8 protein-coding genes are annotated in these 13,155 nt (G+C 69.1%); 3 read left to right on the top strand and 5 right to left on the bottom strand.

What is annotated here, in order from left to right:
- Position 1: 1 nt before the first annotated feature.
- Genes mbtD through TL10_RS07805 form a run of 4 tightly spaced genes read right to left on the bottom strand, consistent with a single transcriptional unit; the run spans position 2 to position 8,463 of the window.
- The gene (mbtD, locus tag TL10_RS07790) at positions 2 to 2,908 is read right to left on the bottom strand and encodes a mycobactin polyketide synthase MbtD (RefSeq protein WP_043985196.1); all 2,907 of its coding nucleotides are present in this window, start codon (positions 2,906 to 2,908) and stop codon (positions 2 to 4) included.
- On the bottom strand, positions 2,908 to 4,212 hold the full coding sequence (locus TL10_RS07795) for a beta-ketoacyl [acyl carrier protein] synthase domain-containing protein (RefSeq protein WP_043985241.1): 1,305 nt from the start codon (positions 4,210 to 4,212) through the stop codon (positions 2,908 to 2,910). The genes mbtD and TL10_RS07795 overlap by 1 nt, the downstream gene beginning before the upstream one ends.
- Positions 4,213 to 4,216: 4 nt before the next feature.
- Entirely contained in the window at positions 4,217 to 4,975 is a 759-nt protein-coding gene (locus TL10_RS07800) for a thioesterase II family protein (RefSeq protein WP_082067882.1), read from the bottom strand.
- Complete coding sequence (locus TL10_RS07805; protein ID WP_313957341.1) at positions 4,972 to 8,463, bottom strand: non-ribosomal peptide synthetase; 3,492 nt, start codon at positions 8,461 to 8,463, stop codon at positions 4,972 to 4,974. The genes TL10_RS07800 and TL10_RS07805 overlap by 4 nt, the downstream gene beginning before the upstream one ends.
- Before the next feature lie 105 nt (positions 8,464 to 8,568).
- On the opposite strand from TL10_RS07805, the gene TL10_RS07810 reads away from it, so the two are divergent.
- The 3 genes from TL10_RS07810 to TL10_RS07820 all read left to right on the top strand — a co-directional run bounded on the left by TL10_RS07810 (position 8,569) and on the right by TL10_RS07820 (position 12,454).
- Positions 8,569 to 10,215, top strand: a complete 1,647-nt coding sequence (locus tag TL10_RS07810; RefSeq protein ID WP_043985198.1) for a (2,3-dihydroxybenzoyl)adenylate synthase — start codon at positions 8,569 to 8,571, stop codon at positions 10,213 to 10,215.
- 150 nt (positions 10,216 to 10,365) lie between these two features.
- On the top strand, positions 10,366 to 11,028 hold the full coding sequence (locus TL10_RS07815; protein WP_043394606.1) for a VC0807 family protein: 663 nt from the start codon (positions 10,366 to 10,368) through the stop codon (positions 11,026 to 11,028).
- Between the two features lie 43 nt (positions 11,029 to 11,071).
- Positions 11,072 to 12,454: an acyltransferase family protein gene (locus TL10_RS07820; RefSeq protein WP_082067883.1), complete on the top strand. Its 1,383-nt coding sequence runs from the start codon at positions 11,072 to 11,074 to the stop codon at positions 12,452 to 12,454.
- Here the strand turns inward: TL10_RS07820 and TL10_RS07825 are convergent.
- On the bottom strand, positions 12,395 to 13,105 hold the full coding sequence (locus TL10_RS07825) for a VldE C-terminal domain-containing protein (protein ID WP_231575548.1): 711 nt from the start codon (positions 13,103 to 13,105) through the stop codon (positions 12,395 to 12,397). The two genes, TL10_RS07820 and TL10_RS07825, sit on opposite strands and share 60 nt — an antisense overlap.
- Between the last annotated feature and the right edge of the window lie 50 nt (positions 13,106 to 13,155).

Consider the following 13,155-nt stretch of genomic DNA (forward strand, 5'->3'; position numbering starts at 1 on the left):
GCTAGCTCTCCACCTTTTCTGATCTATCGGTTAGCAAATCCACCAGTTCGATACCGGTGATGCCGCTGAGCAGCCCGGCCAGCGGCACGGACCGGCCGGTGCCCCGGCGCAGTCGCTTGCGCAGGTCCAGCGCCAGCAGCGAATCCAGGCCCAGGTCGAACAGGGCCGCGGTCAGGTCGATGCCGCCGGGGTCGCCCAATTTGAGCACCGCCGAAAGCTCGTGCCGGACGACGTCTTCGGCGTCGGCACCGGCACTGATGGCGACCGGAACCTGCTGCGGTACAGCCGGTTCCGCGTCAACATGGGCAGCGCCGAGCAGCGTCGCCAACCGCTCGGCATCGGCGCTGAAGATCAACGGCGCGGGCGCGGAGGTCCCCAGGGCCGCTTCGATGGCGACGTCGGGATCCATCTCCCGTAGCCCGGCGCGCTCGATCCGCGCCACCTCCTCGGCACCGACGATGCCGGCGCCCGGCCACAGTCCCCACCGCACGGCCACACAGTCGAGCCCCTTGGCGCGGAACTGCCCGGCCAGCACATCCTGCATGCGGTTCACGGCTGCGTAGGCGACATGACCGAGCCCGCCCCACAGCCCGGACACCGATGAGCACACCAGGATTCGGGCATCGGGACGCAACGGCCAGGACTCGGCCAGCCGGGCCAGACCGGCGACCTTCGCGGCCGCGGTGGCGATGAACTCATCCGCGCCGACCGTCGTGCCGAACGCTGCCACACCGGCCGCGTGGACCACGAGCGTCGCACCGTCACCGGCGTGGGCGGCCGCGGCGGCCGAAACCTGTTCGGACGACGTGATGTCGCACTGCACCGACACGACGTCGGTGCCGTCGAACTCGGCCAGTTGCTGTGCATCGGTGCCCCTGCGGCTGACCAGCACGATGCGCCGGGCGCCCGCGGCGGCGAGAGTCCGCGCGGAATGCAGCCCGACGGCACCGCTTCCGCCGGTGATCACCACGTTGTCCAGTAGCCCGGGCGCCGGCGCGTCAGCAGCCGGCAGGGCCGCCAGGCCGCGCCGGTACTGCTGCGAATCACGCAGCGCCACTTCGGTACCCGTGCCCAGCATGGTGTCGACGACGGCAGTCGCGGCCGGCGTGTCGATTTCCCAGGAGGCCAGGTCAAGGTGGCGGAAGGACTGATCCGGATGGTCGAAGCCGATGCTGCGGTGCATGGCGGCCAGGGCCGCCTGAGCCGGCAACGCCACCGGCTCGTCGTCGCGCACGTGCTCGCCGCCGACGGTCACCAGCCACACGTCGTTGCATTGTGACCCAATGGCATTCGGGTAGTCGCAGAGTCCACCGCGGATGAGCTCGGCGAGGTCCGTGATCGCCGCCTCGGTGTCGGGGTGGTCGAGCATCGGCGCGACGACGATGAGCAGATCGGCCTCGGCGGGCTCGACCAGCACGGTGCCGAGATTGGCCCGCACGCCGTCGCGGATCCGGTCGGCCAGCTCACCCCGCGGTCCCGGCAGGTCCAGCACCGCGGCACGCCGGATGATCAGCGGCACGGTCTCGTCGGGCTGCGGCAGCCAGTGTTCGGCGCTGACCGTCAGTCCGGCCACCGCGGGCAGCGGTTCCGGCGCGGCCCACAGGTGCATCGCTGCCATCGGGGCATGCGGAAATCCGCGCAGCATCGGTTGATTCGGCTCGATGTGCTCGGCCCAGTCGTAGTCGGGATCGGCCACGGCCATGGTGGCGATGTTGTCGGAGAGCACGTCGACGAGAGCCTCGTCGCGGCGTCCCGACCCGACGATCAGCGGCGCATCGGTATCGGCGAGCGCGTGCAGCAACGCGGGGTGCGCGGACATCTCGACGAATCCCTCGACGCCACTGTCCCGCACCGTCGCGGCGGCCCGGTCGAACCGCACGGTGTTCCGCAGGTTCGAGTACCAGTACTCACCGAATTCCGTGTCCGCGCCGACGACCTCACCGGTCACCGATCCGACGAACGGCACCGCGCCATCGCCGAATCGAGACTCAGGCACACCGGCGAGCAGTTGTGCCCGCAGCGGATCCAGCGCACTGGTGTGGGCGGGGAAGCTCATGGCGATGACGCGCGCGAAGCGACCGCGCGATTGCAGGTCGGACACCAGGTCCGCGATGGCGGTCCGGTCCCCGGACACCACCACCGAGGCCGCCGAGTTGACCACCGACAATTCCATCCAGCCGGCGGCCTCCGAAACCGCTTGCCGCGCTTCGTCGACACTCACGCCCAGACTCGCCGCGCCGAAGTCGCCGGCCAGGCTGTCCAACGCCCCGGCCCGGGCGATCACCACGGCGACCGCTTCCGCCAGCGTCATGGCACCGGCGACATGGGCCGCGGCGATTTCACCGAGGCTGTGCCCCAGCGTGACGTCGGGCTCGATGCCCAGCGCCCGCCAGACCGAGGTCAGTCCGACGGCGTGCGTGAACTGCGCGCTCTGACTGTCGATTTGGGTCCACTCGCGATCAACGGGGTCGACCAGGAAGTCCAGCGGAGAGTCGATTCCCGCGGCGACGAACGCGGCGGCGCAGCGGTCGACCGCGGCGCGGTACACCGGCAGCTGCCGATATGCGTCGGTGCCCATCGACGGCCACTGGCCACCGTTACCCGGGAACACGAAGGCCGTCCGGGGGGCTGCGGTCCGGGAGGACACCGCCGCCAGGGGGTGCTCTTCGCCCGCAGCCAGCGCCCGCAGTGCGGCCGCCAGTTCGGCGGCGTCATGCGCCCGGACCACGGCGCGGAACCGACGACGACGGCGCAGCCGCAACAACATCGCGGCCACCGCACCCAGGCTCACGGCCCCGATCCGGTCCAGGTAGTCGGCGACGCCGGTCGCCTCAGCCGTCAGCAGCTCCTCGGTGTGCGCGCTGAGCAGCACGGGTACGCGGCCGTCAGGAAGGTGCGAAAGGCTCATCACGCCACCTGCTCCTCGGGCATGGCGACGATGACGTGCGCATTGGTGCCGCTCATGCCGAACGCCGAAACCGCGGCAAGACGTTCGCCGTTCACCGCAGGCCACGGCGTGGGGTCGGTGGCGAGCTTCAGTCCCTGTGCGCTCCAGTCGATTTCGGCGCTGGCCAGTTCGATGTGCAGGCTCGCCGGGATGGTGGCGTGCTCGGCCGAGACCAGCACCTTGGCCAGTCCGAGCGCGCCCGCGGCGGCCTGACTGTGTCCGACATTGGATTTCACCGAACCAAGGACCGCACCCTGCCCGGGTGCGGTGGCACCGTAGGTCTGGGCCAGCGAGTTCAACTCGGTCCGGTCCCCGAGTTTGGTTCCGGTGCCGTGCCCTTCGATCATCCCGATCTGGTCGGGCCGGGCACCGGATTGGTCGAGCGCGCGGCCGAACAGCCGTGCCTGGGCCGGACCGCTCGGAGCGGTCAGGCCGGTGCTGCGTCCGTCCTGGTTGAGGCAGCTGGCACGCACCTCCGCGAGCACGCGGTGCCCGTTGCGCTGCGCCACCGACTTTCGTTCCAGCACGAACATCCCGGCGCCTTCGGCCCACACGGTGCCGCTGGCCTGCGCGCTGTAGGGCCGGCAGTGCCCGTCGTCGGAAAGTGCGTGCTGCTTGGCGAATTCGACGAAGTATCCGGGCGACCCCATCACGCATACGCCGCCGGCCAGCGCCATGCTGCAATCCCCCGCGCGCAGTGCCTGCACCGCGGTGTGGAACGCGGTCAGCGCCGACGAACACGACGTGTCGACCGTCAGCGCCGGACCATCGAGGCCCAGCAGGTAACCGATGCGTCCGGAGATCACACCCAGCGACGTCCCGGTGATCAGATGCCCGCTCAAGTCCGAGTATTCGGCAAGGTCGGGGCCGTACCCGGTGACCGAGGCGCCGATGTAGCAGCCGACGTCGTGTCCGGCCAGCTCGTCCGGGTTGATCCCGGCGTCCTCCAGCGCCCGCCACGTCACCCGCAGCGCCACTCGCTGCTGCGGGTCCATCGCCACCGCCTCGCGCGGCGAGATACCGAAGAACGACGGATCGAACAGGGCGGCGCCCGAGAGGAAGCCGCCGCGGTTGTGGATGCGCTTGAATCCGTCGCGGCGCGATCCGGCGAGCAGGTCACGCACGGCCCAGCCCCGGTCCTCCGGGAACGTGCTCAGCGCCTCGTGCCCGGAAGACAGCAACTGCCAATAGCTTTCGGCGTTGTCCACGTCACCGGGCGCTTCGACCGCCATCCCGACGATGACCACCGGATCGTCCGTGCCCATCAAGTCAGCGCGCACTGATCACTTCCGCGATCGCGTCCAGCTGGTCGTTGAGATAGAAGTGACCGCCGTCGAATTCGGTCAGGGTGAAGGCACCCGACGTGTGATCTTCCCAGCGGCGCAGCATGTCCTGGTCGATGCGATGGTCGTCGCGTCCGCCGAGGGCGTGGATGTCGGCGGCGATGCGGCCGCCGCCCAGGTACCGGTTGAGTGCTTCGTAGTCGGCACCCACCGCCATCAACAGGAGTTCGACGAAATCTGGATCGGCGAGCAGCCGGGGGTCGGTACCCCCGAGATCGACCATCTCCGCAAGCATTTCGCGAGGTCCGGTCGGCAGCGGAGGCGCGTCGACCACATCGCACGGCGCCTGACCGGCGGATGCCCAGAGGCTGTGCACGGTGGCGCCGCTCTGTTCGGCGACCCGGGCGAACTCGAATGCCACCACCGCACCCATGCAGTGCCCGACGAGCCGCAGCGGGCCCGCGGCCGCCCAGTCGCCCGCGGCGAACAGGTCGACTGCCAGTTGCTCGACCGTCGGGTGCGCCGGATGCGCGAGCCGATCGGCGCGACGCGGATACTGCACGACGTACGTGTCGATCCCCTTGCCCGACAATGCAGTTGCCAGGTCGCGGTAGGCCACCGCGGCACCGCCGGCATGCGGGAAGACCACCACGGCCCCCGCGTCGCCGGTGCCCGGGTAGTACTTGATCCATGGCGCGAAGGCGCCTTTCAGCCCCGTCGCGGAGGCCGATCCCATTTCGGTCATGAGACAGCCGCCGGATCCAGCGCGGTGAGCACGTCGTCGTGGTTCATGTCAGCAATCTCCAGATAGAGCTCGGCGACCATATCCAGTCGCCCGTTGCCGTCCTCGCGGCCGATGAGCCGCTGCGCCAGCGCCCGCACGGTCCGGGCGGCGAAGATGTCGGGCACGCCGACGGTCGGGGTGTCCAGCCACTTCCGGATCCGCGCCACGGTGGCGGTCGCCAGGACCGAGTCACCGCCGAGCTCGAAGAAGTCGTCCTCCACACCGGCGTCGACCGCGAGCAGCTCGGAGACGATCGCCACCAGCGCCCGCTCCAGCGTGGTCTCCGGCAGTGCCCGGCCGGCGCCGTCGGCCGCCTGAACCAGCGCCGCCAGTTGACCGGCTGCGGCCCGACGGTCGGTCTTGCCGCCGACGGTGAACGGAATCGCCGCAACCACCTGCAGCTGCCGCGGAATCATGTGCGGCGGCACGAGTTCGGCCACCGCCGCGCTGATGCGCTCGGTGGTCAGGGCGGGATCGTCAACCGAGACCAGCGCCGCCAGCACGTCGTGCCCGCGTTCGCCCCCGGAGACCACACCGGCCACCGCGGCGCGCACCCCGGGCACCCGCTGCAGTGCGGCTTCGACGTCACCGAGCTCGATCCGGTAGCCGCTGATCTTCACGCGGTGGTCGGCACGCCCGACGAACTCCAGGACGCCGTCCGGCCGGTACCGCGCCAAATCCCCTGAGCGGTACCAGGTTCGGCCGGCGTAGCGCACGAATCGGTCGGCGGTCAGGTCCGCCCGGCCACGGTAGCCGGAGGCGATGCCGCGTCCGGTGAACCACAGTTCGCCGGCCACCCAGTCGGGGCAATCCTGGCCGGCCTCGTTGACCACCCGGCATGCGTTGTTCGTGAACGGCACGCCGTAGGGCACCGCCGACCAGGTTTCGGGCAGCTCGCCGGCCTCGAAAATGGTTGCGTGGATGGCAGTTTCGGTGGCACCGCCGAGCCCGGCGACGCGCACACCCGGTGCCTGCGCCTGCAGGTGCCGCACCATGGCGGTCCGGACCCAGTCACCGCCGGTCAGCACCACTCGCACCGACGCCAAGCGGTCCGCGCCCGCCCCTTCGTTCACGGAAACGAGCATCTCCAGCCAGCCCGGCAGGAAATTGAGCACCGTCACGCCGTGCTCGGCGATGAGGGCGGCCCAGTGGTCCGGGTCGCGCCGGTACGGCTCGTCGACCACCACGATGCTGCCGCCGGTGGCGAGGGTGGCGAACATGTCGAGCACCGACAGGTCGCATTCCAGGGTGGCCAGCGCGAGGCAGCGGTCAGCCGGTCCGATGTTGAAGTGCCCGTACAGGAATTCGGCGGTGTTCATCGCCGCATCATGGGTGACCTCGACGCCCTTGGGCTCGCCCGTGGAACCGGAGGTGAACAGCACGTAGGCCAGCTCGTGCGGATCGGTGGCGGCGGGGACGAACGGCCCGTCGGCGCGGCGCCCGATCCGCATTGCCTCCGTCACGGTCAGTGACGGCTTCCACGACGGTGTCAGGTCGCCGCAGTACAGCGCCATCCGGACGCCGCCGGTCGCCAGAATCTTCTCGGTGCGGTCGGCGGGCTGGTCGACGCCGATCGGCAAGTAGACGCCGCCGGCAGCCAGGATGGCCAGCAGCGCGATGATCTGTTCTGCGCCCTTGGGGCCGAGCACGGCCACGGTGTCCCCCGGCGTGATGCCGGCGATCCGCAATGCCGATGCCACGGCCGAAACTTCTTCGGCCAGTTCGGCATACGTCCACTGCCGGGTCTCGCCGATCATCGCCGTGGCAGCCGGCCGCGCGGCAGCCGAGGCGAAGAAACCGGTGTGCAGCGCCGCGCCACTGGGCGCCCCCGTGCGGCTGTTGGCCTCGTCGCGTACCGCGCGCTGCGCCGCCGACAACGGCTCCGGCGTGGTGGCCTCCCAGGCAGTGTCGTCGACGGCCAGCCGCTCCAGCTCGGCGATGTGCCGCGCGAACATGGCGTCGATGACGCCCGCCGGGAACGCCTCTTCGCGGACGTCCCAGTTGACCAGCACGCCGCCGTTGAACTCGGTCACCTGGGCGTCCAGCATCACCTGCGGCCCTTGCGAATTGATCCACCCCGGCGTGCCGAACGTCTCGATCACCGCCGAGCCGAACAGTTCGCCGAGGCCGAGGGCGCTGGTGAAGACCACCGGCGCCAGCACCTGGGTGCCGCGGTGCCGACTCAGGTCCCGGAGGACTTCGAGCCCGGAGTAGTCGGAATGTGCTGCGGCGCTGCGGAATGCGTCCTGCAGGACAGCGCATCGCCCCGTCGCGGTGGCCGCGTCGGTCAGGTCGACGTCGAGCAGCAGCGACGACGTGAAGTCGCCCACCAGGCGGTCGACATCAGCGTGGCGTTGGTCGCGCCCGAACAGCGGCACGTTCAGCAGGAAGCGTTGCCCGGCCGACCAGCAGGCCAGCGCGTCGGAGAACGACGCGGCCAGTGCCATCGCGGGCGTGATGCCGCGCCGGCGTGCGGCGGCATACAGCGCGTCGCGTACGTCGGGCGCCAGCCAGTGCCAGCGCCGGGTGGTGTGGCGCGGGTCGTTCTGCTCGGCGGCCGGTACCAGCGGAAGACGAGGCGGATCGGGCAGTTCCGGGATCCGGTCGCCCCACCACTGCCGGTCCGCATCAGCCCTGGGATTGACCTGTTCAGCTGATTGTGTTGTGGCCATGCGATATTCGCGGTAGGTGTAGGCCAGCGGAGCCAGCTCGACACCGCGGTACAGAGCCGCGAGATCGGCCATCAGGGTGCGGTAGCTCATCGCGTCAGCGGCCTGCATGTCCAAGTCGACGTGCAGGCGGGTGGCGCCGTCCGGGAGCAGCGTCAGGCTCAGTTCGAACACCTGGCCGGTCAACTGCTGATGTGCCTTGCGGCGTTGGATGGCGGCCAGCTGCTGCGCGATCTGATCGGCAGGCAAGGCCCGCAGGTCGGTGACCGTCACCGGAAAGTCACCGTCGAGCGCGGCGATGCGCTGCGTGCCGTCGGCCAGGAACTGCACACGCAGCATGGGGTGCCGCGCCGCCAATGCCGTTGCGGCAGCGGTCAATCGCTCCGCATCGACCTCGTGGCCGTCGAATTCGACATAGAGATGTCCGGCCACACCGCCCAGTAGCTGGTCGTCTTCCCGGCCGATCCACATGGCGTGCTGCATCGGCGCCAGCCCGAACGGCTGGTCATGTTCCGAATTATCCTGCGGTACCGATGCTTCGGCGCGTTGCAGACCGCCCGCCGCGGACAGCAGTTCGGACCAGGCCGCGATCGTCGGCTCCGCTGCCAGTGCGGCGAAGTCGATGTCGATGCCCTGCTTCCGCCAGCGCCCGGCCAGCGACATCATGCGAATCGAGTCCAGCCCCTGACCGATCAGGTCGGCGCCGGGATCGAGGGTGTCAGCGCGGGCGCCCAGCAGTTCGGCAACCTCCTCGCGGATGGCCTGCGAATTCACTGCCACGACGCCCACAACACCCCTCCAAATACGTTAAAGACAGGCTGTCCTAATTTTGATTAGGCTACCCTATATTGCTGCTACCTCCATGCCTACCCCGAGGGATCTGCCGTGACGCGCACCACTGCCTCCGCCGAGGTCGATCAGCATTTGCTGAACGGATTCGTACCGTTTCCGCACGATCGCGCCGAGCGCTACCGCAAAGCGGGCTATTGGGCCGGCAAACCACTGGACAGCCTGCTGACCGACGGCGCGAGGCAATGGCCGGACCGCGTTGCCGTCATCGATCCGTCCGCGTCATACACGTTTGCCAAACTCGATGAGCTGGCCGCAGAGGCGGCCGCCGGCTTCGCCGCCCTTGGCATCGGAATCGGCGATCGGGTCCTGCTTCAAGTGCCCAACACCGCGAACTTCGCCATCGCCCTGTTCGGGCTGCTGCACGCGGGTGCGGTGCCCGTCATGTGCCTGCCCGCCCATCGCCGCGCCGAACTCAGTCATTTCGCCACGGTCAGCGGCGCGGTCGCCCTCGTCATCGCCGACCGGTTCGGCGGCTTCGACTACCGGGACATGGCGCGTGAGCTGGTCGCCGAGCACCCGAGGCTCGAGCAGGTGATCGTCGACGGCGACGCCGGCGAATTCACCAGCTGGACTTCCCTTTTCGGCCATGCGCCAATACCCGCGCCGACAATCAACACAGCGGAACCCGCATTGCTCCTGGTATCCGGCGGCACCACCGGAGCGCCGAAGCTGATCCCCCGCACCCACGACGACTACTACTACAACGCCACCGCCAGCGCCGCGCTGTGCGAAATGACCGGCGACGACGTATATCTGACGGTGTTGCCGGCGGCGCACAACTTCCCGCTGTCCTGCCCGGGCATGCTCGGTGCGATGTCCGTGGGTGCCACCACCGTCTTCACCACCGATCCCAGCCCGGAATCCGCGTTCGCCACCATCGCCCGGCACGGCGTCACCGTCTGCGCCCTGGTGCCCGCGCTGGCCACCCTGTGGACGCTGGCGTGCGATTGGGAACCGCAGCGCCCCACCACGTTGCGACTGCTCCAGGTCGGCGGCGCCAAGCTCTCCGCACCGGACGCGGCGGCCGCCCGCGCCGCGCTCACGCCCGGCCTGCAACAGGTTTTCGGCATGGCCGAGGGGCTGATCAACTACACCCGCCCCGGCGACGACCCCGAACTGCTCGATCACACCCAGGGCGCGCCGCTGTGCCCCGACGACGAACTGCGCATCGTCGACGACGAGGGCGCCGACGTGCCGGCCGGCAGCGAAGGCGAACTCCTGGTGCGCGGGCCGTACACCCTGGGTGGCTACTACCGCGCGCCGTCCGACAACGAGCGGTCGTTCAGCCCAGACGGCTACTACCGCAGTGGGGATCGGGTGCGCCGCAGGGCCGACGGCTACCTCGAGGTCACCGGACGCATCAAGGACGTCATCCACCGCGGCGGCGAGACCATCTCGGCGCTCGATCTCGAAGAGCACCTACTCACGCACCCATCGATCCGGGCCGCCGCCGCGGTCCCGATGCCCGACCCCTACCTGGGCGAAAAAATCTGTGCGGTGGTCGTTTTCAGCGGACCGCCGGTCAGCCTCAGCGACCTCAACGGCTACCTCGACGGCCGCGGTGTCGCCGTACACAGCCGGCCTGACACCCTGGTGGCACAGACGTCGCTGCCGGTGACCGCGGTCGGCAAGGTCGACAAGAAGGCCATCATCCGCGCGATCGCCACAGCCACTACCTGACAGCCACTCGCGAGCAGACATAAAACTGTCGATTTGCGACTGAAATTGACAGTTTTGCTGGGGGCACCTCCCGCTTGCGGGGGACTGCTCGCGAGACAACACCGACCCCCACCAGGAGCAACCCGAATGTCACAGCAAGCCGACGCCGGCATGGACACACCCAAGAGTCTGCGCGAATACATCACGAACACGGCGATCAACACCGTGCCGCCATTGGTCGCGTACTACGTGCTGCGCATGTTCGACTTCGAGCCGTACCTGGCGCTGGTCGGGGCGATCATCACCGCGGCTGTGCAGGGCGCGCTGACCATGGTGCGCAAGCGGAAGGTCGAGCCCGCGAACGTCGTGGTGATCGTCGGCGCGGTGTGCTCGCTGACCATCGCGCTTACCACCAAGAACCCGCGCATCGTCCAGGCCCTCGAGCTCGTCCCGATGTCCCTGCTGGTGTGGTCGTTCGCCATCAGCGGGCTGCTCCGCAAGCCGAATTCGAAGAAGATGACCGGCGTCATCTCCCCCGCCCTTGCCGAGCCGGCCCTGCCCGAACGCGGCTGGACCGAGCAGAGCCTCCAGGACTGGCACCGGTTGCACACCCAGCTGTGCGTCGGACTCGGGCTGCTGTGCGGTTTCTATCCCGTCTTCGCCCTGTACATGATCTTCAGCTATCCCGTCGACCTCTCGCAGTTCGTCATCGTCGCGACCGGGCCCACCCTCGTGGTGCTCTGCATCGTGTTCGCGGTGGCCCGCATTCGTCGTTTCGTCGGACAGCACGACGCTGCCGCCGAGGCGGTGGCAATACCTACCGGTTCTGAGTAGTCACACTCATCCGCGCCGCGCGGCGCTGGGGCATCATCAGTTCATGCCGAGACTCCTGCCCGACTTCCGCGCCGTGATCGATGGCACCGCGCCCGACCGCGACCGCAGCATCGATGTCGCCAGGCTGGGTGCACTGCTGGTGGTGATGTTCGGGCATTGCGCGCTGCTGCTCGCCACCATCACTGCAGGCGGCGTCCAGATCGGCAATACCTTGGGTGCAGTCCCGAGCCTGCAACCGGCCACCTGGGTGCTGCAGGTCATGCCGCTGTTCTTCTTTGCCGGAGCCGCGGCAGGCATCTACAGCTGGCAGGACGGCACACCGTGGGGCACCTGGCTTTTCACCCGGGCGCAACGGTTGTGCCGACCGGCGCTGTGGTACCTGGCCGCCTGGACGGTCGCCCTGGTCGTGGTGCGGTTCACCGTGGGCGCCGAATCCGCAGCTGCCCTGGGCAACGAGGCGGTGGCGCTGCTCTGGTTCCTCGGCACCTATCTGATCGTGCTGGCGTTCGTTCCCGCATTGGCCCGGTTGCGCTCGGCCCGAGCTGCCACCGTGGTGGTCGCGACCCTGATGGCGGTCGCGGCGCTCGGCGACTGGGCCCGCATCAGCACCCACACCCTGGAGGCCGGCGCGGCGAATCTGGTGGTGGTCTGGCTGATTCCGATGGTCATCGGCGCGGCGTACGCACACCGCCTCGTCACTCCTCGCACAGCGCTGATGGTCGCCGCCGCCACACTGGCCGTCCAGGTACTGGTCGCCAGGTGCGGCCCGTACGAGGCGTCACTGGTGGTCACCGGCACCGAACGGATGTCCAACGTAACCCCGCCCACGATCATGCTTGCGCTGCAGTGCATCTGGATGTCCACCCTGTTCATCGGCTGTGCCTCGGTGGTTCGCCGGTGGGCCCAGCGTCCCCGCGTCTGGTACCTGATCGTCGTGGGCAACAGCGGGGCGATGACGTTGTACCTCTGGCACATTGCGGCCATCGCGATCGCGACGTTCGGCCTGCACGCGGTGGGCCTGGACGCCTACGACCCTGCGGCCCCGCACTTCTGGCGCAATATCGCGATCCGGGCGCTGGTCTTCGCGGTGGTGATGACGGTCATGTTCCTGCTGCTGTCCCCACTCGAGCACAACCCGTTGAAGTGGTGGGATGCCCGGGTCCAGGCGACCGGAAGCCCGTCGACCGTGGCAGGTGTGCTGGTCTGCGCCGCCGGCGTGGCGTTGCTGCTGATGGCCAAGTACGGGCTGGGTACCAGCTCGGGCTGGACACTGTTGGCGCTCTTCACGATTACGCTCGCCGGCGCACGGATCAGCGCAGGACGATCGGCGGCGCGGCGGCCAGTGACCCCGGGCGAATCGGCCGGCTCAGTGCGCGCTGACGAAGATGGCGTTGACCGTGCCGCTCTTGACCAGAGTCGGCCCTGACGCGGAGACGAGGTACGCCTCGTTGCCCGTCGGGTAGCCGCCACCGTTGGTCGAGATGTGCACGTGGGTGTAGTGATTGGCGTCGGGACCGCCGTAATCGGGCATCCGGTGGGCAGTGCCGTCCGGGTAGTAGATCACCTGCCGCCAGATCACATGGTTCAGATCGAACCGCCGCGCGTTGGCCAGCACGTACGACAGGATGCGGTCGCCCAGCGCCTTGCCGGCGGACGACCCGTAGTCGGGCACCATCACGTCCAGCGCCAGGCCTTCGGGATGCCAGCGCAGCGAATCCGGGCGAACTCCGGTCATCGTGTGGATTTCCGGGAACGCCGCGCTGACGGCGCGCTCGGCGAGGATGGTGTCGATCTGCAGCCCCCGCTCGGCGGCGACACCCACCGGCAAAGCGATGCTGCGCACCATGGCGCGCGAACTCTCGGCCGCCTCGGCGACGATCAGCGAACCCGGATGCAAAGCAGTGGGCTCGGCCAGGACCACCTGCGCGCAGCAGACGTCCACCTCAGTGGCGGTGGCGCCGGTGTGGGCCGCCGTGCCCGCAGCGACGAACGCCGCAGCCGGCATCACCAGCGCCGCCAGAGCCACCGACCAACGGCGCCGTGCGCGCGTCTCGGTAGCTAATCCGGGCTTGTCCACCGGTGCACCATACCCTGCAGGTCACCGTTTGGTAACGGCTTCGAATTAGC

This window comes from Mycolicibacterium llatzerense, assembly GCF_000878195.1.
Classification (GTDB): Bacteria; Actinomycetota; Actinomycetes; order Mycobacteriales; family Mycobacteriaceae; genus Mycobacterium; species Mycobacterium llatzerense.